The sequence below is a fragment of the Streptomyces sp. ICBB 8177 genome (assembly GCF_003144095.1).
In the GTDB taxonomy this organism is placed as follows: domain Bacteria; phylum Actinomycetota; class Actinomycetes; order Streptomycetales; family Streptomycetaceae; genus Streptantibioticus_D.
The window spans coordinates 403694-427720 of sequence record NZ_NSKH01000018.1; the positions used below are offsets into that span (position 1 = coordinate 403694).

Sequence of the window (24027 nt, forward strand, 5' to 3'; positions counted from 1 at the left end):
GCTCAGCCCATCGTGGGGATGGTGAAGCTCGCGCCTTCCTTCACCCCGGAGGGCCAGCGCGAGGTGACGGTCTTGGTGCGGGTGTAGAAGCGCACGGAGTCGGGGCCGTGCTGGTTCAGGTCGCCGAATCCCGAGCGCTTCCAGCCGCCGAAGGTGTGGTACGCCACCGGCACCGGGATGGGCACGTTGACGCCGACCATGCCGGTGTCGACGCGCCGGGTGAAGTCGCGGGCGGTGTCGCCGTCGCGGGTGAAGAGGGCGACACCGTTGCCGTACGGGTGCTCCGAGGGCAGCCGCAGCGCCTCCTCGTAGTCGGCGGCGCGCACCACGCTCAGCACCGGACCGAAGATCTCCTCCTGGTAGATCCGCATCGCGGGGGTCACACGGTCGAAGAGCGAGGCGCCCGCGAAGAAGCCGTCCTCGTGCCCGGGCAGGGTGAAGTCGCGTCCGTCCACGACGAGTTCGGCTCCCTCCTCGACGCCGAGGTCGACGTAGGAGCGCACCCGGTCCAGCGCGTCACGGCTGACCAGCGGGCCGAAGTCGGAGGCCGGGTCGTCGGAGCGGCCGATGCGCAGGGCGGCGACGCGCTCCTTGAGGCGGGCCACCAGCGCGTCTGCGGTCTCCTCGCCCACGGGGACGGCCACCGAGATCGCCATGCAGCGCTCACCGGCCGAGCCGTAGCCGGCGCCGACCAGCGCGTCGACGGCCTGGTCGAGGTCCGCGTCCGGCATGACGATCATGTGGTTCTTGGCGCCCCCGAAGCACTGCGCCCGCTTGCCGTGCGCGGCGGCGGTGGCGTAGATGTGCGCGGCGATCGGGGTGGAGCCGACGAAACCGAGGGCCTCGACGCGCGGGTCCTCCAGCAGGGTGTCGACGGCCTCCTTGCCGCCGTTGACGACGTTGAGCACGCCCGCCGGGAGGCCCGCCGCCAGGAAGAGTTCGGCGAGCCGCAGCGGCACCGAGGGGTCGCGTTCCGACGGCTTGAGGATGAAGGCGTTGCCGCAGGCCAGCGCGGGGGCGGCCTTCCACAGCGGGATCATCGCGGGGAAGTTGAACGGGGTGATGCCCGCGACCACCCCGATCGGGCGGCGCAGCGAGTGCACGTCGATGCCGGTACCCGCGGCGTCGGTGAACTCGCCCTTGAGCAGGTGCGGGATGCCCGCCGCGAACTCCACGACGTCCAGACCGCGCTGGATGTCGCCGTGGGCGTCCTCGACGGTCTTGCCGTGCTCGCTGGAGAGCAGCCGGGCCAGTGAGTCCCGCTCGCCGTCGACGAGTTGGAGGAAACGCAGCAGAACGCGGGCGCGGCGCTGCGGATTCCACTCGCCCCACTCGCGCTGGGCCTCGGCGGCGTCGGCGATCGCCGCCTCGGTCTCGGCGCGGCTGGCCAGCGGGACGCGGGCCTGGACCTCGCCGGTGTTCGGGTCGTACACGTCGCCGTACGCGCCCGATGTTCCCGGTGTGCGCTTTCCGGCGATGAAGTGGCTGAGTTCACGGACCATGGAAACCTGCTCTCGTCAGTGCGATTCAGGTGCGATCCGGGGATGGCAGGACCGGTCGGCGATCCGCGCGGGGTGTGCGCGACCGCTCGGCGGACCGTTCAGAAGGACGCGATGGCTCGGGAACGGCCGGGGCGGGGGGACGTGCGCCCTCCCGGCCGGACCGGGGCCGGATCACCAGGGTCGTGGAGACGTACCGGTGCCATGCGTGTCTGCTCCATCCTCGTGGACAACACGGAACACCCCGCGACCGGTATCCTGACTCCCGGATCAGCGCCCGTTCTCCTGCCTTCCCGACGGCGGACTTCTCCGTCAGTGGCGTGTCGTACGGCGAGAACGCACTCCCCGGTCACAGTGGCGGGACCGTGCCGGATTCACACCGGCTTCCCTGCACCGCGGGCCTTGCCCACGAACATATAGTTGGACGTCCTAGTAAGTCCAGGACCATCTTCCAACCGCCTCGTTCCCGCAGGTCAGCGGTGTCGGTCCGGTCGCTCCGCCACCGGGTAGGGCACGAAGGTCGTGCTGTCCTCGTCGATCGCCAGCGCCTGGCCCAGCGGCGGCACCGCGCGCTGCGGGCAGTCCAGGCGTTCGCAGATGCGGCAGCCCATGCCGATCGGCGTGGCGGCGGAGACGTTGTCCAGGTCCAGGCCGTCGGAGTAGACCAGCCGGGAGGCGTGCCGCACCTCGCAGCCCAGTCCGATGGCGAAGGTCTTGCCCGGCTCGCCCCAGCCGCCGCGGTGCCGGGTGACGGTCCGCGCGGTCCACAGGTACCGCTGCCCGTCCGGCATCGCCGCGACCTGCACGTGGATGCGGCCCGGGGCGGCGAACGCCTCGTACACGTTCCACAGCGGGCAGGTGCCGCCGGCCCGGGAGAAGTGGAACCCGGTGGCCGACTGGCGCTTGGAGAGGTTGCCCGCCCGGTCCACCCGCACGAAGGAGAACGGCACGCCGCGCAGCCGGGGCCGTTGCAACGTGCTCAGCCGGTGGCACACCGTCTCGTAGCCGAGCCCGAAGCGGTCGGTCAGGCGCTCGATGTCGTAGCGCAGTTCCTCGGCGGCGGTGTGGAAGGCGCGGTAGGGCAGCACCAGCGCGGCGGCGAAGTAGTTCGCGACCCCGATGCGCGCCAACGACCAGGTGGCACAGCCGTGTTCGTAGTCCTCGGAGGCCAGCGCGGTCAGTTGCGCGTCGTACTCCAGCAGGGCGAGCTGGGTGGCCATGCGGAACGCCTGCTGGCCCGGGCGCAGGCGGTTGGACAGGTGGAGCACGCGGGCATGGCGGTCGTAGTGGTGCAGGCGGTCGGTGGCGGCGGCGGCCAGGCGCACGCCGTGCCGCTCGGTGAGCCGTGCGCTCAGGGCGCGCAGCACCTCGCCGGGCCGGATGCCGATCGCGGCGGCCAGTTCCTCGGCGGCGAGGTCGGCTTCGTGCAGGTAGTTCTGTCTGCGGTAGAAGAACTCGCGGATCTCCTCGTGCGGTGACCACGGCAGGGCCGGGCCGCCGGTGCCACGGTTGTCGGAGGTGCGGGCGACCTGCTCGGTCAGCGCCTGCTTGCGGCGGCTGAGGTCGATCAGGACGGCGGCGACCGTGGGCAGGCGGGAGGCGAGTTCGGCCAGTTCGGAGGGGGCGACGCGGTCGGCGGCCACCTCGTCGGCCAGCGCCTCGCGCAGGTCGGCCAGGACGCGGTTGGTGTCGCGTGCGGAGAAGAAGCCCGGGTCCACCCCGAACGCCTCGGTCAGCCGCAGCAGTACCGGAACGGTCAGCGGCCGGGAGTCGTGTTCCATCTGGTTGAGGTAGCTGGGCGAGATCGCCAGGACGCGGGCCAGCTCGGCCTGGCTGAGCCGCCGCTCCTCGCGCAGCCTGCGCAGCCGGGCGCCGGCATAGGTCTTGGCCATCGCGTCCTCCCTTCCGGGGTCGTGCTCGGTCACCCTGCCGGGGTGCCGTGCTCGGTCACCTTAGCCGTCGCGAAGGCCGAGCAGGGCTTCGCAATCTTGGCAATCGAAGGCCGGAAGATTCGCAGAAGTTGGCATGCGGCCACGGTTGATGGCACTCAGTGCCACTGTCAGAGTCGTAATGCGGCCGCCGGAACCCCGGCGAAGCGACCGGACACCGGGCGCGATTCATGCCCTGACGTCGTCAGACACCGGATCGTCCAGGTCGTCCGCCGGGCCCGCCGCATCCACGTCGCGTACCACCGCAACGGGCCCGGCGGGCCGCACCCGAAAGGCACCCGATGCCCAGCGGTTCCTTTCACACCATTGGCACGAACGCATCCCGGCACGAAGCGAACTCAGGAGTGGTCATGACCCAGGCAGGCAGGACGACGGCCGACGAGCTGGCCCGGCGGTGGGCGACCGATCCGCGCTGGAAGGGCGTCGAGCGCACCTACACCGCCGTCGACGTCGTACGGCTGTCCGGCAGCGTCCGTGAGGAGCACACCCTCGCCCGGCGTGGCGCCGAGCGGCTGTGGCGCCTGCTGCACGACGAGGACTACGTCCACGCCCTCGGCGCGCTCACCGGCGGTCAGGCCGTCCAGCAGGTGCGTGCCGGGCTCAAGGCCATCTACCTGTCCGGCTGGCAGGTCGCCGCCGACGCCAACCTGTCCGGCCACACCTACCCCGACCAGAGCCTGTACCCGGCCAACTCGGTGCCGCAGGTGGTCCGGCGGATCAACAACGCGCTGCTGCGAGCCGACCAGATCGCCACCGCCGAGGGCGCCACCGACACCACCGAGTGGCTGGCGCCGATCGTCGCCGACGCGGAGGCCGGCTTCGGCGGTCCGCTCAACGCGTTCGAGCTGACCAAGGCGATGATCGCGGCCGGCGCCGCGGGCATCCACTACGAGGACCAGCTCGCCTCCGAGAAGAAGTGCGGCCACCTCGGCGGCAAGGTCCTGGTCCCGACCGGCCAGCACATCCGCACCCTGAACGCGGCCCGCCTGGCCGCCGACATCGCCGACGTGCCGACCCTGATCGTGGCCCGCACCGACGCGCTCGCCGCCAACCTGCTCACCAGCGACGTGGACGAGCGCGACGCCCGCTTCTGCACCGGCGACCGCACCGCCGAGGGCTTCTACCGGGTGGAGAACGGCATGGCGCCGGTCATCGCCCGCGGCCTGGCCTACGCGCCCTACGCGGACCTGCTGTGGGTGGAGACCGGCACCCCGGACCTGGCCCAGGCCCGCGAGTTCGCCGAGGCCATCCACGCCGAGCACCCCGACCAGATGCTGGCCTACAACTGCTCGCCGTCGTTCAACTGGAAGGCCGCGCTGGACGACGACCAGATCGCCAAGTTCCAGCGCGAGCTGGGCGCGATGGGATACCGCTTCCAGTTCATCACGCTGGCCGGTTTCCACTCCCTCAACCACGCGATGTTCGACCTGGCGCGCGGCTACGCCGACCACGGCATGACCGCCTATGTCGACCTGCAGGAGCGGGAGTTCGCCGCGCAGGCCGAGGGCTTCACCGCCGTCAAGCACCAGCGCGAGGTGGGCACCGGCTACTTCGACCTGGTCTCGACCGCGGTCAACCCGGCCTCCTCCACCACCGCGCTCAGCGGCTCCACCGAGGAAGAGCAGTTCCACTGAGCCGCGCCTGATCCCGGTGCCGCCGCGCGCCTCGTCCCCGCGCGGCGGCACCGCACCGCCACACCCCCTGCGGGCCCGCCTCCCGCACACCGACAGGAGCCATGCCATGGCGCAGATCGCAACACCGATCCGGGTGGAGGTCGCCGGCGAGTCCGGGGACCGGTTCGAGGAGATCCTCACCCCCGCGGCCCTGGACTTCATCGCCCGTCTCGACGTGGCCTTCGAGGACCGCCGCCGCTACCTGCTCACCGAACGCCGCCGCCGCGCGCAGCGGCTGCGCTCCGGCGAACCGCTCGACTTCTCCCTCGCCACCCGCGCCGTGCGCGAGGACCCGCACTGGCGGGTCGCGCCGCCCGCGCCCGGGCTGGCCGACCGCCGGGTGGAGATCACCGGTCCGCCTCAGCGGCGCATGACCGTCAACGCCCTCAACTCCGGTGCCCGGGTGTGGATGGCGGACTTCGAGGACGCCACCTCGCCGACCTGGCACAACATCGTCTCCGGCCAGCTGAACCTGCGGGACGCCATCGAGCGGCGCATCGACTTCACCACGGCCGACGGCAAGGCCTACCGGCTGTGCGACGACCCGGCGACGATCGTGGTCAGGCCGCGCGGCTGGCACCTGACCGAGGAGCACCTGAGGATCGACGGCCGCCCGGTCTCGGCGTCGCTCGTCGACTTCGGCCTGTACTTCTTCCACTGCGCCCAGCGGCAGATCGACGCCGGCCGCGGCCCGTACTTCTACCTGCCGAAGCTGGAGAACCACTACGAGGCGCGGCTGTGGAACGACGTGTTCGTGCTCGCCCAGGACCTCCTGGACATCCCGCGCGGCACCGTCCGGGCCACCGTGCTGATCGAGACGATCACCGCCGCGTTCGAGATGGAGGAGATCCTCCACGAACTGCGCGAGCACAGCGCGGGCCTCAACGCGGGCCGCTGGGACTACCTGTTCAGCCTGATCAAGAACTTCTCCCACCGCCCCGACTTCGTGCTGCCCGACCGGGCCCGGGTCACCATGACCGCGCCGTTCCTGCGCGCGTACACCGAACTGCTGGTGCGCACCTGCCACCAGCGCGGCGCGCACGCCATCGGCGGTATGGCCGCGCACGTCCCCAGCCGCGACCCGCTGGCCGACGAGGCGGCGTACTCGAAGGTGCGGCTGGACAAGGAGCGCGAGGCCGAGGCGGGCTTCGACGGCTCCTGGGTCGCCCACCCGGGCCTGGTCCCGCTGTGCGGTGAGGTCTTCGACGGCGTGCTGGGCGACTCCCCGCACCAGATCACCAGGCTCCGCGACGACGTCCACGTCACCGCGGCCGACCTGCTCGCGGTGCGCACGGTGGCCGGTCCGCCCACGCCGGAGGGGGTGCGCGCGGACGTCGCCGTGGCGCTGCGGTACTTCGACGCCTGGCTGCGCGGCAGCGGGGCCGTCGCGCTGTACGGGCTGATGGAGGACGCCGCGACGGCGGAGATCGCCCGCACCCAGCTGTGGCAGTGGCTGCGGCACGGCGCCGTGGACCTCGCGACGGTGACCGCCGTGCTGGACGCGGAGTGCGCGGCACTGGAACGCGAGCGGCCGGACGCCCTGGTGACCGAGGCCCGCGACATCCTCGAACGCACGGCGCTGGGGCGGGAGTTGCCGCCCTTCTTCACCACCGACGCCTACACCCGACACCTCGTCGCCGACCGGCTCGCCTCCGGTGCGGCGGTGCGCCCGTGAACGCCGTGCCGCGCCGGGTCGGCGTGGTCGGCGGCGGTCAGATGGGCGCGGGGATCGCGGAGGTCTGCGCCCGTGCCGGACTGGACACGGTGGTGTGCGAGGCGGGCGCCGCCGCGACCCGGGCGGCCCGCGAGCGGATCACCCGCTCCCTGGACCAGGCGGTGGCCCGTGGCAAGGCGGACGCCGGGGAACGGGACGCGGCACTGGCCCGGCTGGCCTTCACCGCCGACCTGGACGACCTGGCCGACCGGGAGCTGGTGGTCGAGGCGGTCGTGGAGGACGCCCAGGTCAAGACCGAGGTCTTCCGCAGGCTCGACAAGATCGTGCGGGATCCGGACGCGATCCTCGCCACCAACACCTCGGCGATCCCGGTGATGCGCCTGGGCATGGCCACCGGCCGCGCCGACCATGTGGTGGGCCTGCACTTCTTCAACCCGGTGCCGGTGCTGCCGCTGGTCGAGATCGTCACCTCGCTGCACACCGGCGCGGACACCCTCGCCCGGGTCGAGGAGTTCGCCACCGGAGTGCTGGGCAAGACGGCGATCCGCTCCCAGGACCGCGCGGGCTTCGTCGTCAACGCGCTGCTCATCCCGTACCTCCTGGCGGCGATCCGGATGGCCGAGTCGGGGTTCGCCACCGCATCGGACGTGGACGCGGGCATGGAGCTGGGCTGCGCGCACCCGATGGGCCCGCTGAAGCTGGCCGACCTGATCGGCCTCGACACCGTGGCGTCGATCGCGGACTCGCTGTACGCGGAGTTCAAGGAGCCGTCCTACGCCCCGCCGCCGCTGCTTTCACGGATGGTCGAGGCGGGGCTGCTGGGCCGCAAGACAGGACGCGGCTTCCACACCTACTCCCGGGGTTGAGGGACCCCGGGCCCGGCCGGGCTGAAGCGGACCCGGCCCACGCGGGCGGGGCGTGCGGCGGACGGTCGGTCCGCGGCACGCCCCGCGTCGCGTTCCCAGAAGGTGTCCTCGTGACCGACACGCCGTCTCACCTCGCCGTCCGCGATGTGGGCGGTCCTGTCCCTCCCCTCGTCCGCCCTCTAGGCTGGCCGGTGCAGCTGGTTCGCCCCGTCCGCCAGACGGTGGCGTCGTAAGAGGGAACCCGGTGGGAATCCGGGACTGCCCCGCAGCGGTGAGCGGGAACGACCGCCGTCATACGCACTGGATCCGGGCCGCGGATCCGGGAAGCGACGGCCAGTAGGTGTCCGCCGGGTCCATCCGGCAGGCGTGCCCGTGAGTCCGAAGACCTGCCCGTTGCCCGCGCGCGACCGATCGCGCGCGGATGTCCCGGAAGACCTTCGAGGGCGGGTCGGGAGCGTCACCGCACGACACACGCGCGTCGCCAGGCGACGGACGCGGTGCCGTCGGCTTGTCGTCCCCCTTCGCGCCTGCGGACCCTTCCGTGACCGCACGAGTCACGCTCGCGAAGGAGAGTCATGACAGCGAAGCCCGCAGCCACGGCAGCACGGGCCACCGTGTACGGCTACCCCCGTCAGGGGCCCGACCGGGAACTGAAGAAGGCCGTCGAGGGCTACTGGAAGGGCAAGGTCACCGCCGACGCCCTGGCTGCCACCGCCCGTGAACTGCGCCGGTCCAACTGGCGTGCCCTGGCCGACGCTGGTGTCCACGAGGTGCCGACCGGCGACTTCTCGTACTACGACCACGTGCTGGACACCAGCGTGATGGTCGGCGCCGTCCCGGAACGCCACCGCGCGGCGGTCGCCGCGGACGCCCTCGACGGGTACTTCGCGATGGCCCGCGGCACCCAGGAGGTGGCGCCGCTGGAGATGACCAAGTGGTTCGACACCAACTACCACTATCTCGTGCCGGAGTTGGGCCCTGACACGGTCTTCACCGCGAACTCCGCCAAGCAGGTCGCCGAGCTGTCCGAGGCGGTCGCGCTGGGGCTGGCCGCCCGCCCGGTGCTGCTCGGCCCGGTCACCTACCTGTTGCTGTCCAAGCCCGCGCCGGACGCCGACCCGGACTTCGCACCGCTGACGCTGCTGGACCGGCTGCTGCCGGTGTACGCGGAGGTGCTGGCGGACCTGCGGGCCGCGGGCGCCGAGTGGGTACAGCTGGACGAGCCCGCGCTGGTGCAGGACCGCACCCCCGCCGAACTGAACGCGCTCGGCCGCGCCTACCGTGAGCTGGGCGCGCTCACCGACCGCCCGAAGCTGCTGGTCGCCTCGTACTTCGACCGCCTCGGCGACGCGCTGCCGGTGCTGGCGAAGGCGCCGGTGGAGGGGCTCGCGCTGGACTTCACCGACGCGGCGGCCGGCAACCTCGACGCGCTCGCGGCGGCTGGCGGACTGCCCGGCAAGCGGCTGGTCGCCGGCGTGGTCAACGGCCGCAACATCTGGATCAACGACCTGACCCGCTCGCTGTCCACCCTCGGCACCCTGCTGGGCCTGGCCGACCGGGTCGACGTGGCCGCCTCCTGCTCGCTGCTGCACGTCCCGCTGGACGCGGCGGCCGAACGCGACATCGACCCGCAGATCGTGCGCTGGCTGGCGTTCGCCAAGCAGAAGTCCGCCGAGATCGTCACGCTCGCCAAGGGCCTGGCGCAGGGTGCCGACGCGATCGCGGCCGAACTCGCCGCCAACCGGGCCGACCTGGCCTCGCGCGCCGGTTCCGCGATCACCCGCGACCCGGCGGTGCGCGAGCGGGCCGCCGCCGTCACCGACGCGGACGCCCGCCGCTCCCAGCCGTACCCGGACCGCGCCGCCGCCCAACGCGCCCACCTGCGGCTGCCGTTGCTGCCCACCACCACGATCGGCTCGTTCCCGCAGACGTCCGAACTGCGCGCGGCCCGGGCCGGGTTGCGGGCCGGACGGCTCGACACCGCGGGGTACGAGGAGCGGGTGCGCTCCGAGATCCGCGAGGTGATCGGCTTCCAGGAGAAGACCGGTCTCGACGTCCTCGTGCACGGCGAGGCCGAACGCAACGACATGGTGCAGTACTTCGCCGAACAGCTCACCGGCTACCTCGCCACGCAGCACGGCTGGGTGCAGTCGTACGGCACCCGCTACGTGCGGCCGCCGATCCTGGCGGGCGACATCTCGCGGCCGGAGCCGATGACGGTGCGCTGGACGACGTACGCCCAGTCGCTCACCGACCGGCCGGTCAAGGGCATGCTGACCGGTCCCGTGACCATGCTGGCCTGGTCGTTCGTCCGCGACGACCAGCCGCTGGGCGAGACCGCGCGGCAGGTGGCGCTGGCCCTGCGCGACGAGGTGAACGACCTGGAGGCGGCGGGCACTTCGGTCATCCAGGTCGACGAGCCCGCGCTGCGCGAGACGCTCCCGTTGCGCGCGGCCGACCGCCCGGCGTACCTGGCGTGGGCCACCGAGGCGTTCCGGCTCACCACGAGCGGCGTGCGGCCCGAGACCCAGATCCACACGCACATGTGCTACGCGGAGTTCGGCGACATCGTGCAGGCCATCGACGACCTCGACGCGGACGTCATCAGCCTGGAGGCGGCCCGCTCGCACATGCAGGTCGCGCGAGAACTGGCCGTCCACGGCTACCCGCGCGAGGCAGGCCCCGGGGTCTACGACATCCACTCGCCGCGCGTGCCGAGTGCCGAGGAGGCCGCGACGCTGCTGCGCGCGGGCCTGGAGGCGATCCCGGCCGAACGCCTGTGGGTCAACCCGGACTGCGGCCTCAAGACCCGTGGCTGGCGGGAGACCAGGTCCTCCCTGGAGAACCTGGTGACCGCCGCCCGCACGGTCCGCACGGAGCTGTCGGCGTCCTGAGAAGGTGGGCTTCGGCGGAGCGACACAGCCTCCGCCGAAGCCCCGCCGCCGCTCCATCGGTCCGGCCCGGACTCCCACCACCTGGCGGTGGGCGTACTGGGCCTGGCCGCCACCGCGTTCGCACTGGTCAGGGGATGGCGCGGCGGCCCGCCGAGCCCGACGAGGCCCAGGATCCGCCGCGTGCCTGACGCTCCGCCCGTTCGCACGCCGAGCCCGGACGCCTGCGGGGGGTGCCGCGCCGGAAATGATCCACGGACAAAGCTTTGCTCAGTGCAAAGGCGCGTAGGCGTCCATCCGGGCCCGGAGGAGGTTCAACTGGGCCGGGTCGACCCACAGGGTGGAGTCGAAACTGCCGCCCTCGAAGTGCCGGATGGTGTTGCCGGATCCCGCGATGAGCAGCACCTTGCCGGTCGGCAGCAGCGTGGCGTGGATGCTGTTGACCCGGTACTTCGCGGGCATGTCCAGCTGATCCCAGTGGCCGTAAGCCGCCTTGTACGCGGGCTGGTTGATCCGGTACTGGTGGTATTCGTGGCGGGCGAAGCCGATGGCCGCCGGAGCGTTGAGACCGCCCAGCACGGCGAGAGCGGAACCCACCAGCAGAGCCTTGCGGACCTCGGGCCGCGGTCGGTACCCCATGCGTCGACTCCCTCGGTCCGGGCGCGAGTGCATACCTTGGCCTAGTGCGGCGGTCGCATAAGGTGCCGAATCAGACATAGGGTGCGGGGCAAAAGTCGGCTTCGGGTGTGTCGTCGGTTTCGCCGGTTCGGGAAGGAGCCTGCGATCACCGGCCTCCCGCGAGGTCGCCGTAGGCGGTGGCCGTGCCGGCGTGCGGGATCACACGGGCGACCGTCCCGTGCCGGGTACCACTCCTCACACCATCGCGAGGAGCATCACCGCCATCCCCAGCGCCATCGTGGCGTGGCATCCGGAGTCCCAGGCCGAGTCCAGGGTGGTGCGCGATGCCTGGGGACCCGAGGTGGGGGAGCGCGAGTCCGGCGGGGTCGCGCGGGCTGTGTCGAAGGTACGGGAGAGCCACCACAGGGTCATCGCCACGAAGACGGCCAACAGGGCGACGCAGACGGTGTGTTCCGCACCGCGCAACGACATCGTCATCCCGCCGCCCGAGCCGGACATGGCCATCCCCGGCATGTCCGCCATCGAGCCCGTCCCGCCCCCGGCGGAGGGACGTCCGCCCTTCATCGCGTCCGGCATGACGGCCACCATCCACGCCATCGCGCCCATCATCACGGCGTGCAGGAAACCGTGCAGACGGGGATGGCCGTCCCCGTCGTGCGCCCACATCCGACGGTCGTTCAGGGCCACCGATGCAACGAACCACACGGCGGCCAGGGAGAAGAGGGCCACCTGCGGTGCCACCGGAAGCCGCCTTCCCCACGGCCACGCCATCGCGATCATCGCAAGGCCCATCAGCGCGTGCAGGGCGTGCGTCACCCGTTGCGAGTTCGCCGAGCCACCGTGACCGGCGCCCGGTCGCACCGCCCGCGTCACGCTGAACGTGGTCACCAGCGCGAACGCCAGTGTGAGGGTCCAGCGCAGTCCCGTCGCAGCGATCACCGCGCCAGCTCCGTCGCCGCGCGCCGCCGGACCACCGCGCCGACGAGGAAGTCGGTGGCGAGGAAGGCCAGCAGGGGGATGCCGAGCAGCGGCAGGTAGTAGCCGAGCACGGCCACGACCAGGACCGCCGGGGCCAGCACGCGCCCGGGTACGCGCCGCCAGGCGCCCCGTGCCGGGGCCCGGCCGAAGGCCGCCGTGCCCGAGCGGGTCGGCCTGCGCAGCCACCACATGCGGTACCCCATGAGGATCATCGCGATGAGGCTGAGGGCGAGCAGCGCGAGGGCGATCTGGTTGGCCAGGCCGAACAGCAGGCCCATGTGGGCGTCGATGCCCCAGCGGGTGAGCTTGGCCAGGAGCGGATAGTCGGCGAACCGCAGCTTCGCGGTGACCTTGCCGGTGGCCGGGTCGACGGCCACCGAGTCCTGGCGTTCGGGCCAGTGGCGGGTGTTCTCCTTGACGACCCACGCCGTGCCGGGGGCGGCGGGTGGGGTGACTACCAGGAGCCCGCTCAGCCCGGCGTCGTGCGCGGAGCGGACCACGGCGTCGATGCCGACGGCACCACTCCCGGGGTGCGGCACCACGGGCAGCGTGGTCGAGACCGACGGCGTACTCCCGGACAGCTGTGAGCGGAACTCGTCGATGTTGGCGCCCGCGTGGTCGGACCAGGTCAGACCGGTGGCGGACAGCCCGAGCAGGCCGAGCGAGACCCACAGGCCCACCACCGCGTGCCACGACAGCAGCTTCCTGCGTCCCGCGCCGCGCAGCCGGGGCAGCAGCGTGCGGCGCACGCGGTCACGACGGCGGCGGGCGCCCAGCCACAGCGCCAGCCCGCCCAGCACCTCCACCCACAGCCAACTCGCCGCAAGCTCACTGTAGTTGCGGCCGAACGTGCCGAGGTGCAGTGTGCGGTGCAGGGTATCGAGCCAGGCGCGCACCGGCAGCCACTGGCCGTCGGTGGTCAGCACGCCGAGCACCCTGCCGGTGTACGGGTTCACGAACGCCGTGCGGCTGTAGCCCTGCGGCACACCCTTGGCGGCGAGCAACACACGGGTGGTGTCCGTGGGACCGGTGGCCGGGCTGACTGACTGGAGCGTACCGCCGGGCACCGCCTTCTCACCCGCGGCGACCTGGGCCGCCAGCGGCACCGCGTGCGCCGAGGCGGGCGCGGTCACGTGCAACTCGTGCCGGTACAGGACCTGTTCGAGCTGCGGAGAGGTGGTGTAGATCAGCCCCGTGGTCGCCGCGACCAGCAGGAACGGGCCTATGAGGATGCCGACGTAGAAGTGCAGACGCATCAGCAACGGCCGCACGGCCGCCCACCCGCCGGGTGGTGCTCCCGGCTCCCGGTCCGCCGCGGTGGGACCGCCCGCGGGGCCGGGGGAGCCCTCGGGCTCGCTCCGCTCCGTCTCCAAGGTGGTGTCACCCAACGCCATCTTCGTCCTCCTGCCGTACGAGCGCGTAGGCGGGGTGCGTCCCCGCGCCTGTTGATTCGTCGTGGCGTGGACGGCCTGAGTTCCCGGCGCTTCGGTGACTCGCGCCACAACGGACCGGAACGTGGGGAGGCGCCGGGTGCGGCGATCGGCCACGCGGCGGCTGGCCTTGCGGTGGCTGGGCATGCGGCGGCCGGACATGCGGCGAGGGCAGGACGGCCACCGAAGCGGATGCTCACGAATTCCGGTGCGGCGGGAACCGAGGGCTCCTTCGGCGCGACCACCTGGTCCCGTCCTCAGCGGCGGGCCAGCATCTGCCCGGTACCGACTCCAGCGGAGCAGCGCAATGTCTCTCTCCTCCACCCCTTCCCGCTCGGCACGCCCGCCGGTCGTCGCCCCGGCCGTCGTGGGCTTCGCCGTCCTGCTCGCGGCGCTGTTCGGCTTGTCCTACGCGATCGGCTCGCTGGCCGGACCCGTCGCCCCCGGTATGCACGCGCCGGGCGGCACCGGGGGATCGGGGACCGGCGGCTCCGGAGACGGCACCGGCGGCATGAGCGGGATGGGAATGTGATGGGGTCGCGACACCCGGCGGACGGCCGGGCGCAGGCCTCCGTCACCACCGACCTGGTCGTCGGCGGGATGACCTGCGCGGCCTGCGTGGCCCGCGTCGAGAAGCGGCTGTGCCGCCTCGACGGAGTCGACGCCACCGTGAACCTGGCGACCGGGCGGGCGCGGGTCGAGCATCCCGGCTCCCTCACCCCGCAGGACCTGGTGGCCGCGGTGGAGGCGGCCGGGTACACCGCCGCGCTCCCGGAACCGGTGGCGCCCACCACCGCGCCGGAGCCGGAGCGGCTCGCCGAGGCGGACCGCGTCCGCCTGCTGGTGACGGCCGTGCTCGCGGTCCCGGTCATCGCGTTGTCGATGGTGCCGTCCTGGCAGTTCCGCGACTGGCAGTGGCTGTGCTTCGTGCTGGCCGCCCCGGTGGCGACGTGGGGTGCCTGGCCGTTCCACGCGCGCGCCCTGCGGGGGCTGCGGCACGGCGCGGCGACCATGGACACCCTGGTCTCCCTCGGCACCGCGGCGTCCTTCCTGTGGTCGGTGTACGCGCTCTTCCTCACCCCGGCCGGCGACCCGGGCATGCGGATGCCGTTCACGCTGATCCCGGCTCAGACCGTGCCGCACGTCTACCTGGAAGCCGCGGTCGGCGTACCGCTGTTCGTGCTGACCGGCCGCCTGCTGGAGTCACGTGCGCGGCGCGGCACCGGCTCCGCGCTGCGGGCGCTGGCCGAACTGGCCGCCAAGGAGGTGTCGGTACGCGAAGGCGACGTCGAACGGCGTATTCCCATAGGCGAGTTGACGGCGGGCGCGCTCTTCCTGGTGCGTCCCGGCGAGCGGGTGGCGACTGACGGCGTGGTGGTCGAGGGCGGCTCCGCGCTGGACCTGTCGCTGGTGACCGGTGAGAGCGCCCCGGTCGAGGTGGTGCCGGGCACCACGGTGACCGGTGGTGCGGTCAACGCGGGAGGTGTGCTGGTCGTGCGGGCCACCGCGGTCGGCGCGGACACCCAACTGGCCCGTGTCACCCGGCTGGTGGAGGAGGCCCAGGCCGGGAAGGCGCGGGCGCAACGGCTGGCGGACGCCGTGGCGGCGGTCTTCGTGCCCGTGGTGCTGGCGATCGCGGTGACCGTCCTGGGCTTCTGGCTGGGAGCCGGCGCCGATCCGCAGACGGCGGTGACCGCGGCCGTCGCGGTGCTGGTGGTCGCCTGCCCGTGCGCGCTGGGACTGGCGACGCCCACCGCCCTGCTGGCGGCGACCGGCCGTGGCGCCCAACTGGGTATCCTCGTCAGTGGTCCGAGGGCACTGGAGCGGCTGCGCCGGATCGACACGGTCGTCCTGGACAAGACCGGCACCCTGACCACCGGCCGGATGAGCGTCGAGGCCGTGACCGTGCGCGGGGAGGGGCTCGACGCGATGGGGGCGGCGCGGCTGGCCGGAGCGGTCGAGACCGCCTCGGAACACCCCCTCGGCCGGGCTCTGGCCGCGCACGCCCGCCGGGTGTGCGGCGAGACGCCGCCGCCGGTGCGGGACTTCCGCGCCGAGGCGGGGCACGGCGTCACCGGCCGCGTGGGCGACCGCGCGGTGTCGGTCGGCCGTCCGCAGGACGTGGACGGGCTGCCGGAGGATCTGGCCGGGGCGGTCGCGGAAGCCGAGGCGGCGGGCCGCACCGCGGTCCTGCTGCGCGTGGACGGCCGCCCCGAGGCGGTGTTCGCGCTGGGCGACAGCCTGCGCTCCGGCTGCTACCGCGCGGTCGAGCACCTGCGCAGGCTCGGCGTCCGCCCGGTGCTGGCCACCGGGGACCGGCAGGTCACCGCCCAAGCCGTCGCCGCGCACCTGCGGATCACGGAGGTCCACGCTGAGGCCGGCCCTCGCGACAAGGCGGACCTCGTACGGGAGTTGCGCGCCCGGGGGCACCGGGTCGCCGTGATCGGCGACGGCGTCAACGACGCGGCGGCACTGGCGGCGGCGGACCTGGGCATCGCCATGGGCGGCGGCACCGACGCGGCGATCGGCGCGGCGGACGTCACCCTCGTGCGCGACGACGTGCAGGCGCTCGCCGACGCTGTACGGCTCGCCCGCCGCACCCTCGGCACGGTCCGCGCCAACCTGGTCTGGGCGTTCGGGTACAACCTGATCACCCTCCCGTTGGCCGCGCTTGGCCTGCTCGACCCCATGCTCGCGGCGGCCGCCATGTCGGTCAGCTCGCTGCTGGTGGTCGGCAACAGCCTGCGGCTGCGCACCTGGCGACCTCTCGCCGCGAGCCGCGCCGCCCGACCCGAGTCCTGGGAGCGATGACGATGCCGACGAAGAGCGCGGCAGCGGTGGCGACGAGCCTGCGCTCCGCACTGCCCGCCGTGGCTGCCTGCGCGGTGACGCTCGGCGGGCTCACGGCCTGGACGACGCTCGGCGGCGCGGGGAGCCCGGCGGCCGTCGGCGTCACCGACGCCCGGCTGATCATGCCCGCGGACCCGGGCGGCCAGACGGCGGTCGTCTTCCAACTGCGCAACACCGGGGGCGCGGACGACGACCTGGTGTCGGTCACCTCGCCCCGCACGGGCCCGGTCCGGCTCGCCCACACCGTCGTACGGGACGGGGCCGGGTCGATGGCCATGGTGGACGCCGCGACCGTACCGGCCCACGGCACGCTGACCATGTCGCCGTTCGGCCTGGACGCAATGGTGGACGCGCCGCACGGCCTGAGCCTCGGCCAACTCGTCCCGTTCGTCCTGCACTTCCGCGACAGTCCGCCGCAGCGGATCGCCGCGGTGGTGGTCCGGCCACAGGACGCCACCTGACACCCGCCGGTCGGCTCAGGCGCGGATCACCGCGTCGAGCCGCCCGGCCTTGGCGTCCTCGACGAGCGACGAGAACTGGTCGGCGCTCATCTGCACGCGCTGGCCGAAGTCGTCGGTGAGGACCACCCTGCGCTCCACCGGCGCGGAGCCGTCCACGAACAACTGCGGGCAGCCGCAGTTGCACTTCCCGCAGAACGACGCGATCGGCTCCAGATTGGTGAACTCCGTCATGTCCTCACACTCCCCGACGTGCCGGCTGGCTCTGTCGGGGAGGAGATACCCCGTGTCCGGAGACGGCACCCCGCCGCCGACGCGCGGGCGGAGGCACGCGGCGCACCGTCCGTGCTCCCACGAGACCGTGTGACGCGCCATCAGGAACCGGGGTGGCGGGAACCCCGTCGACGCGTCCCGCGACTTCCTGCGGTGTGGCCGAACGGCTGCCGCGCGACAGGGCATTCGCGGGAACCCCGGGACACTCGTACGCGACCGACGGCACCGACGCGACCGCATGCGAGCGGTGTCTCGTTTACGGGCGTTCGGCGGCGCCACCCGGGCGGCATTCGGCCGGCGCGGGGCGCGTCGGCCGGCGGCGGCCCGGCGCCGGATACTCTGCCGGTGCCACCGTGGGTGGGGTCGGCTGCCCCGAGCATGGTCAGGCCAGCGCTGTTCGGTCGCCGGACCTTTCCCGCCTTGTGGGAGTCCTCCAGCGCGCGCCACGCCTGTCGGTTGCCCTCGGCGTAGTCGTCGCCACGGAAGTCGTCCCACGGCTGCGGGGCGTGGATCAGCATCAGGTCGATGTAGCCGATGCGCAGCTTGGCCAGCGATTCGTCGATCGCGGCGACCGCCGCGTCGTAGTCCTTGGTCTTTGCGGCCGACTTCGTCGACACGAAGAGACTCTCGCGCGCCACGCGCGAGGCGCGGATTCCTTCCCCGACCCCGCACTCGTTGCCATACACCTGGGCGGTGTCGATGTTGCGCTAACCGACCTCGATCGCCGCGCGCGTGAACGAGGTGCCTAGGCCGAGCTTGGGTATCTGGACGCCGTTGGAGAGGGCGTAGGTCTCGTCAAGGACGCTCATGCGTTCTGTCCGCTCTTGGGCAGCCGGCCGTACATCTCGTCGGTGACCGGCTCCAGCCACTCGTTGCTGACGCCTTCTCCCGGCGTGATGAAGGCGACGTGGGAGAACCACGAGTCGGCCTTCGCACCGTGCCAGTGCTTGGTGCCCGCCGGGACGCGGATCGCGGTACCCGGGGTCATGCTGACCGCGTCCTGGCCTTCGGCCTGATACCAGCCGCTGCCGGCCGTGCACAGCAGGATCTGATCACCACCGCCACCGGTGCCGTGGTGAATGTGCCAGTTGTTGCGGCAGCCCGGCTCGAAGGACACGTTGCTGACCGGGACGCTCCCGCCGGTCAGTGGGGCCAGGTAGCTCTGCCCGGTGAAGTTCTCGGCGTAGGCGTCATTGGTCTTGCCGAGCGGAAAGATCTGCTGGAATCCGTGGTCGGTCATATCGGCTGCCTCCGTGATCATGATGGTCTCAGGCTTACCCGGCTCACCTCGGCGAGCGAAACGGGTGCCCCGACCGCTCGGCCTCGGCGAGAACCGCCTTGAGCCGGCCGGCGGCGCCTCCGGTGCTTGTGCCTTCCGACACCGGTCACCTTCCAGCCGGACCAGGGGTTTGGCGCTGATGGGATCCGCCGTTGGGGTGCGCGGCCACCTGCGTGGATACTGGGCGGCATGCGCGTTGACTTTGATCCCGAGGCCTTGGACAGGACCTCCTTCTACAAGCTGCTGACCTCGGTCGTCGTGCCCCGGCCGATCGCTTGGGTTTCGACGATCGACCCAGTCACCTTTTCAGCGAACCTCGCCCCGCACTCCTTCTTCAACGTGGCGTGCGTCAGTCCGCCCATCGTGCAGTTCTCCTCCGTGGGGCGTAAGGACTCGCTGCGCAACATCGAGGAGACCGGGGAGTTCGTGGTCAGCCTCGCACCGGAGCACCTCTTCGAGCAGGTCAACGCCACCGGGACCGATTTCCCACACGGCGTCAGCGAGTTCGACGAGGTGGGCATCGCCCGGGAGCCCAGCAGCCGGGTCAAGCCGCCCCGGGTGGCGGCCTCGCCCGTGGCGCTGGAATGCGTGCTGCACAGCACCGTCCGGCTCGGCGACTCCACCGTCGTCTTCGGACGCGTCGTGCACGCCGCCGTGTCCGAGGCGGTCATGACCGACGGACACCCCGACATCCGCCGCCTGCGCCCGCTGAGCAGGCTGGGCAAGGACGAGTGGGGCACCCTCGGCGAGGTGCTGGAGATCTCCCGCATCCGTTACGCCGACTGGCCCGGCCACCGCGCCCAGTAGCAGCCCACCGGCGGCCGTCCCTCAGCGCCGTGCCCGTGCCAGCCACGCGCGGGCGCGGGCGCTGCGGGCCGCGAGGAGCGCGAGGAGGGCCGGCACGGCGATGACCGCCAGCGCGATCAGGAAGGCGGGGGAGCCGGGTGAGGCGGCGCGGCTGCCCGCGACGGCGTACGCCATCGTGTTGGGCACGCTGCCCACCGCCGTTCCCACCAGGAACGGCACGCACCGCATCCGGGAGAACGCGGCACAGTAGTTCGCCGCCGCGAACGGCACCCCCGGCAGCAGCCGCATCGCCAGCGTGCTGCGCAGGCCGTGCTCGCTCAACTGCCGGTCCACGCCCAGCAACAGGCGCCCCCGCAGCAACGGCCGCAGCGCCTCGCGGCCCAGCAGCCGCCCCAGGCAGAACGCCGCCCCCGCGCCCAGCACCGTTCCGGCCACCGCGGCCACCGTGCCCGCCTGCGCGCCCAGCAGCACTCCCGCCGCCAGGTTCAGCAGCGGGCGCGGTGCGAACGCCACGGTGCACACCGCGTACACCACCGTGAAACACACGAGGCGCACCGGCCCGCCCGCGCTCAGCAGCCGCTGCGGATGCCACACGAGCACCGCCACCGACGCCGCCGCGAGCAGGACGACCAGCAGGCCCAGTCGCACGAGGGCGCGGACCCGGGAGGACGGAAGGGCGAGGGCGACGGGCACCCCGGCAGCTTAGCGGCGGGCGCCAGGCGACTGCGGCGACCCCGACGGCGCCCCCAACGCGACCGCGTCAGCCCCCGCGCCGAAAACCGTTCGCCAACCGCCGCCCGACGCACGATCATTGACGCCATGTCCCGGTACGCCTTCGCCGCCACGTCCGCAGTCGCGGACTCGCCGCGGGCTGCCGTCGTGTCCCTCCCGGACCTGGACCCCGCCGCCGCACCCGCCATCGCGTACCCCGCCGCCCACGTGGCCGCGTACGCAGCCGACGGCGCCCGAAGCTGACCCTTCCCGGACATTCCGCGGACCCCGCAGGGGGAGGGTCGGACGGGCTCCAGGGGTTCGCCGCCACACTTCGGAATACCGGGAAGGAACCATGCCCAAGCAGGCATACGTGCGCACCAAGCCGCACCTGAACATCGGCACCATGGGCCACGTCGACCACGGCAAGACCACGCTGACCGCTGCCATCACCAAGGTGCTCAGCGACCGCGGCACCGGCAGCTTCGTGCCGTTCGACCGCATCGACAAGGCCCCGGAGGAGTCCGCGCGCGGCATCACCATCAACATCGCGCACGTCGAGTACGAGACCGCGACCCGCCACTACGCCCACGTCGACATGCCGGGCCACGCCGACTTCGTGAAGAACATGATCACCGGCGCCGCCCAGCTCGACGGCGCGGTGCTGGTGGTCTCGGCGCTGGACGGGATCATGCCGCAGACCGCGGAGCACGTGCTGCTCGCCCGCCAACTCGGCGTCGAGCACGTCGTCGTCGCGCTCAACAAGGCCGACGCGGGCGACCCGGAGCTGACCGACCTGGTCGAGCTGGAGGTGCGCGAACTGCTCAGCGCGCAGGGGTATCCCGGCGAGACCACTCCGGTCGTGCGGGTCTCGGGGCTGCGCGCGCTGGAGGGCGACCCGGTGTGGACGGCGGCGATCGAGGCGCTGCTCGACGCGGTGGACACGTTCGTGCCGGTACCGACGCGCTACACCGACGCGCCCTTCCTGATGCCGGTGGAGAACGTGCTGACCATCACGGGTCGCGGCACGGTCGTCACCGGTGCCGTGGAGCGCGGCACGGTGCGGGTCGGCGACCGGGTCGAGGTGCTCGGCGCGGGGATCGAGAGTGTCGTCACGGGCCTGGAGACCTTCGGCAAGCCCATGGAGTCCGCCGAGGCGGGCGACAACGTGGCGTTGCTGCTGCGCGGTGTGCAACGCGAGACGGTGCGGCGCGGTCACGTGGTCGCCGCGCCCGGCAGCGTCCAGCCCGGTGACCGCTTCACGGCCAGGGTGTACGTGCTGCCCGCCGCGCAGGGCGGGCGCCGCACGCCGATCGGCAGCGGTTACCGGCCGCAGTTCTACATCAGGACCGCGGACGTCGTCGGGGACGTGGACCTCGCAGACGCGGGCGTCGCGCGGCCCGGCGAGACCGTCGAGATGACGGTGACGCTGGGACGGCCGATCCCGTTGGAGCCGGGCCTCGGCTTCGCCGTCCGCGAGGGCGGCCGCACCGTCGGCGCGGGCACCGTGACCGCCGTCGGCTGACGGCACCGCCCGTCCCCACCGTCCGCGCGAACCGGCGGTGGGGGCGGGCGGCGCACGCAGGTATCGGACAATGGCCGTGTGGACGCCACCGGCGCGGACGACCCCCGCACCCCAGAGGACACCCGCACCCCAGTCATCCGGGAGGTGGACTTCGGCACGGCCAGGCTGCTACCCGACGTGGACAGGCCGCGCGCCTGGCTGCTGACGGTGGACGGAGCCCCGCAGTCCTACGTCGACCTCGACGACCCCGGGCATCTGGAGTTCGAGTACGTCCGCAGGCTGGCGTTCGCACTGGACGCCGCCGCCGCGCCCGGCCGCCCGCTGGACGTGGCGCACCTAGGCGGCGGGGCGCTCTGCCTGCCCCGCTACGTGGCCGCGACCCGCCCCGGTTCGCGCCAGCACGCCGTCGAGGCCGACGGCGGCCTGCTGCGGCTGGTGGCGGAGCACCTTCCGCCGGTCGCGGCGGCGGGCGTCACCACGCACCACGCCGACGCCCGCGACTGGATCGAGCGGGCACCGGACGCCGGCGCCGACGTCGTGGTCGCCGACGTCTTCGGCGGCTCCCGGGTGCCGGCCCGCCTGACGTCGCTGGAGTACGCGCGCCACGCGGCCCGGGTCGTGCGGCCCGGCGGACTGTACCTGGCGAACCTCGCCGACGCGGCGCCGTTCGACTTCCTGCGTCCGCAGATTGCCACCGTCTCGGCGGTCTTCGCCCACGTCTGCCTGATCGCGGAGCCCGCCGTGCTGCGCGGACGCCGCTTCGGCAACGCCGTCCTCGTCGCGGGCCACGAAGAGCTGCCGATCGCCGAGTTGGCCAGGCGGGCGGCAGCCGACGTCTTCCCGGCCCGCGTCGAGCACGGCGCCGCGCTCGGGCGGCTCGTGGCCGGTGCCCGGCCGGTCGCGGACGAGGCGGCGGTCGCGTCCCCCGAACCGCCGCGGGGCGCGTTCCGTGTGGGATGAGGCAGGTCACGCCTGCTCCAGGTCGATCCCCGCTTCCGCTTCCTCCCGGGCCATCCGGGTCTCGGTCTCCACGTCGATCGAGCGGGCCAGCCACCAGTACAGCAACCCTGAGACCGGCAGACCGATGAACAGCGAGATGTCCGCCCCGCCGAGCGCCTTCGCGGCCGGGCCGGTGTAGAGGGTGCCGACGGCGAAGAACGGCGTCATGGCCGCGAATCCGACCGCATAGCTCACGATGCCGCGCCAGCCCCAACGCCCGTAGATCCCCCGGGGGTTGAAGATCTCGGCGATGACGTAGTGGCCGCGCCTGACCACGTAGTAGTCCATCAGGTTCACCGCGGTCCACGGGATGAACAGGTAGAGCACCAGCAGCAGGAAGTTGTTGAAGTCCGCCAGGAAGTGCGAAGTGGCCGCCAGCGCGCCCACCACCGACAGCGCCGCGGTGACGGCGAGCGTCAGCACCCGCACCCTCAGCGTCGGCCGCACTTTGCGCAGCGAGTCGAAGGCGCTGATCAACGTGAGCGATCCGCCGTACATGTTGAGCGCGGTCACCGAGACGAGTCCCAGGGCGGCGAAGATCAGCACGACCGCGCCGAAACCGTTGAACACCTTGTCGCCCGCCGCGTTGATGGAGGCGATGGTGTCGAAGTCCTTGCCCGCCCACGCGGCCAGCAGCGTGCCGAGGATCATCAGCCAGGCGCCGCCGAGCGCGGAGCCGAAGTACGTCCAGTAGAACGTCTTGCGCACCGTCACGCCGGGCGGCAGATAGCGCGAGTAGTCGGAGACGTAGATGGCCCAGCTGATCTGGTAGCCCGCGACCACGCCGAACTGGGCCAGGAACGGCGTCCACTTGAAGCCGCTCAGGTCGAACGAGCCGGCCGGGTAGTGCAGGGTGCACAGCACACCGACCGTGAACACGCCGAAGATGAGCAGGAAGGCGTACGTGAGGAACTGCTCGGCGCGGTGGATGATGTCGTAGCCGACGAGGGCGACGACGAGGGCGACCAGAGTGATGACGACGACCCATGTCTTGACGTTGCCGTGCGCCGTCTTTCCCATCGCCTGGCCGGCCAGGATGGTGTTGAACACGTTGAACCCGGCGTACTGCACGTACGCGAAGAGCCACACCAGCAGGGCGCCGACGTAGCCGAACTGCGGGCGGGACTGGATCATCTGGGGCAGGCCGAGCTGCGGCCCCTGCGCGGAGTGGAAGGCCATGAAGAAGGTGCCCAGCAGGGTGCCGGCGACGATCGCGATGAGCGACCAGATGAGGTTGCCGCCGGTGGTGATGCTGGTCAGCCCGACCGCGAGGGTGGCGATCTGCGCGTTCGACATGAACCACAGCGGCCCCAGGTGCCACAGCTTGCCATGCCGCTCCGCCAGTGGAACGTAGTCGATGGAACGGGTCTCAAGACCTGTGACCCGTGGCTCGGATGTCGCCACCGCCGCCTCCTAGCACGAGGATCCAGCACGGATGAAGCACGTATGGAGGCACATTCATTCGTGTCGGAGCTCGCAGGTCAAGGGGCGCGGGCGGCGTCGGCGGAAGAAGATCGGGACGGCG

Annotated in this window: 20 protein-coding genes, 1 pseudogene and 2 riboswitches; of the genes and pseudogenes, 11 read left to right on the forward strand and 10 right to left on the reverse strand. The window is 72.4% G+C overall.

Going from position 1 to position 24027, the window contains the following annotated elements:
* Positions 1-2: 2 nt before the first annotated feature.
* Together CK485_RS10135 and CK485_RS10140 are read right to left on the reverse strand one after the other, a co-directional pair.
* Positions 3-1502: a CoA-acylating methylmalonate-semialdehyde dehydrogenase gene (locus tag CK485_RS10135; RefSeq protein WP_109449210.1), complete on the reverse strand. Its 1500-nt coding sequence runs from the start codon at positions 1500-1502 to the stop codon at positions 3-5.
* 249 nt (positions 1503-1751) lie between these two features.
* A riboswitch (cobalamin riboswitch) is annotated at positions 1752-1888 on the reverse strand.
* Between the two features lie 84 nt (positions 1889-1972).
* A complete protein-coding gene (locus CK485_RS10140) occupies positions 1973-3391 on the reverse strand; it encodes a short-chain fatty acyl-CoA regulator family protein (RefSeq protein ID WP_109452724.1) in 1419 nt (472 codons plus the stop codon).
* 407 nt (positions 3392-3798) lie between these two features.
* Between CK485_RS10140 and aceA the strand changes: the two genes are divergently transcribed.
* The 4 genes from aceA (at position 3799) to metE (ending at position 10556) form a co-directional block, all read left to right on the forward strand.
* Positions 3799-5082, forward strand: coding sequence for an isocitrate lyase (gene aceA, locus CK485_RS10145; protein ID WP_109449212.1), 1284 nt, complete (start codon positions 3799-3801; stop codon positions 5080-5082).
* Between the two features lie 106 nt (positions 5083-5188).
* Complete coding sequence (gene aceB / locus CK485_RS10150) at positions 5189-6796, forward strand: malate synthase A (protein ID WP_109449214.1); 1608 nt, start codon at positions 5189-5191, stop codon at positions 6794-6796.
* Positions 6793-7662, forward strand: coding sequence for a 3-hydroxybutyryl-CoA dehydrogenase (locus tag CK485_RS10155; RefSeq protein WP_109449216.1), 870 nt, complete (start codon positions 6793-6795; stop codon positions 7660-7662). Before aceB ends, CK485_RS10155 begins: the two co-directional genes overlap by 4 nt.
* Positions 7663-7892: 230 nt before the next feature.
* A riboswitch (cobalamin riboswitch) is annotated at positions 7893-8050 on the forward strand.
* Between the two features lie 187 nt (positions 8051-8237).
* Entirely contained in the window at positions 8238-10556 is a 2319-nt protein-coding gene (gene metE / locus CK485_RS10160; RefSeq protein WP_109449218.1) for a 5-methyltetrahydropteroyltriglutamate--homocysteine S-methyltransferase, read from the forward strand.
* Positions 10557-10823: 267 nt separating this feature from the next.
* Here the strand turns inward: metE and CK485_RS10165 are convergent, their stop codons facing one another.
* The 3 genes from CK485_RS10165 to CK485_RS10175 all read right to left on the reverse strand — a co-directional run bounded on the left by CK485_RS10165 (position 10824) and on the right by CK485_RS10175 (position 13564).
* Positions 10824-11192, reverse strand: coding sequence for a hypothetical protein (locus CK485_RS10165; RefSeq protein ID WP_109449220.1), 369 nt, complete (start codon positions 11190-11192; stop codon positions 10824-10826).
* Positions 11193-11426: 234 nt separating this feature from the next.
* Complete coding sequence (locus CK485_RS10170) at positions 11427-12131, reverse strand: DUF5134 domain-containing protein (protein WP_109449222.1); 705 nt, start codon at positions 12129-12131, stop codon at positions 11427-11429.
* A complete protein-coding gene (locus CK485_RS10175) occupies positions 12128-13564 on the reverse strand; it encodes a PepSY domain-containing protein (protein WP_109449224.1) in 1437 nt (478 codons plus the stop codon). Before CK485_RS10175 ends, CK485_RS10170 begins: the two co-directional genes overlap by 4 nt.
* A gap of 343 nt (positions 13565-13907) precedes the next feature.
* On the opposite strand from CK485_RS10175, the gene CK485_RS10180 reads away from it, so the two are divergent.
* Genes CK485_RS10180 through CK485_RS10190 form a run of 3 tightly spaced genes read left to right on the forward strand, consistent with a single transcriptional unit; the run spans position 13908 to position 16911 of the window.
* Positions 13908-14132, forward strand: a complete 225-nt coding sequence (locus tag CK485_RS10180; RefSeq protein ID WP_109449226.1) for a hypothetical protein — start codon at positions 13908-13910, stop codon at positions 14130-14132.
* A complete protein-coding gene (locus tag CK485_RS10185) occupies positions 14132-16411 on the forward strand; it encodes a heavy metal translocating P-type ATPase (RefSeq protein ID WP_109449227.1) in 2280 nt (759 codons plus the stop codon). The genes CK485_RS10180 and CK485_RS10185 overlap by 1 nt, the downstream gene beginning before the upstream one ends.
* A gap of 2 nt (positions 16412-16413) precedes the next feature.
* Entirely contained in the window at positions 16414-16911 is a 498-nt protein-coding gene (locus tag CK485_RS10190; RefSeq protein WP_158288197.1) for a copper chaperone PCu(A)C, read from the forward strand.
* Between the two features lie 15 nt (positions 16912-16926).
* Here CK485_RS10190 and CK485_RS10195 read toward each other — a convergent pair whose 3' ends face one another.
* The 3 genes and pseudogenes from CK485_RS10195 to CK485_RS10205 form a co-directional block, all read right to left on the reverse strand.
* A complete protein-coding gene (locus CK485_RS10195; protein WP_109449231.1) occupies positions 16927-17142 on the reverse strand; it encodes a hypothetical protein in 216 nt (71 codons plus the stop codon).
* Between the two features lie 443 nt (positions 17143-17585).
* Positions 17586-17990, reverse strand: a pseudogene (locus CK485_RS30155) (aldo/keto reductase); the annotation flags it as partial.
* The gene (locus CK485_RS10205) at positions 17987-18421 is read right to left on the reverse strand and encodes a cupin domain-containing protein (protein ID WP_109449233.1); all 435 of its coding nucleotides are present in this window, start codon (positions 18419-18421) and stop codon (positions 17987-17989) included. The gene CK485_RS10205 and the pseudogene CK485_RS30155, both read right to left, overlap by 4 nt.
* A 228-nt stretch (positions 18422-18649) precedes the next feature.
* On the opposite strand from CK485_RS10205, the gene CK485_RS10210 reads away from it, so the two are divergent.
* Positions 18650-19267, forward strand: a complete 618-nt coding sequence (locus CK485_RS10210) for a flavin reductase family protein (protein ID WP_109449235.1) — start codon at positions 18650-18652, stop codon at positions 19265-19267.
* Between the two features lie 21 nt (positions 19268-19288).
* Here the strand turns inward: CK485_RS10210 and CK485_RS10215 are convergent, their stop codons facing one another.
* Complete coding sequence (locus CK485_RS10215; RefSeq protein WP_109449237.1) at positions 19289-19960, reverse strand: VTT domain-containing protein; 672 nt, start codon at positions 19958-19960, stop codon at positions 19289-19291.
* Between the two features lie 126 nt (positions 19961-20086).
* Between CK485_RS10215 and CK485_RS28740 the strand changes: the two genes are divergently transcribed.
* The 3 genes from CK485_RS28740 to CK485_RS10225 all read left to right on the forward strand — a co-directional run bounded on the left by CK485_RS28740 (position 20087) and on the right by CK485_RS10225 (position 22463).
* Positions 20087-20242, forward strand: a complete 156-nt coding sequence (locus CK485_RS28740; protein WP_158288198.1) for a hypothetical protein — start codon at positions 20087-20089, stop codon at positions 20240-20242.
* Positions 20243-20333: 91 nt separating this feature from the next.
* A complete protein-coding gene (gene tuf / locus CK485_RS10220; protein ID WP_109449239.1) occupies positions 20334-21503 on the forward strand; it encodes an elongation factor Tu in 1170 nt (389 codons plus the stop codon).
* 78 nt (positions 21504-21581) lie between these two features.
* The gene (locus CK485_RS10225) at positions 21582-22463 is read left to right on the forward strand and encodes a fused MFS/spermidine synthase (RefSeq protein WP_109449241.1); all 882 of its coding nucleotides are present in this window, start codon (positions 21582-21584) and stop codon (positions 22461-22463) included.
* A 6-nt stretch (positions 22464-22469) separates the two neighbouring features.
* On the opposite strand, the gene CK485_RS10230 is transcribed toward CK485_RS10225, so the two are convergent.
* A complete protein-coding gene (locus CK485_RS10230; protein ID WP_109449243.1) occupies positions 22470-23906 on the reverse strand; it encodes a cytosine permease in 1437 nt (478 codons plus the stop codon).
* Between the last annotated feature and the right edge of the window lie 121 nt (positions 23907-24027).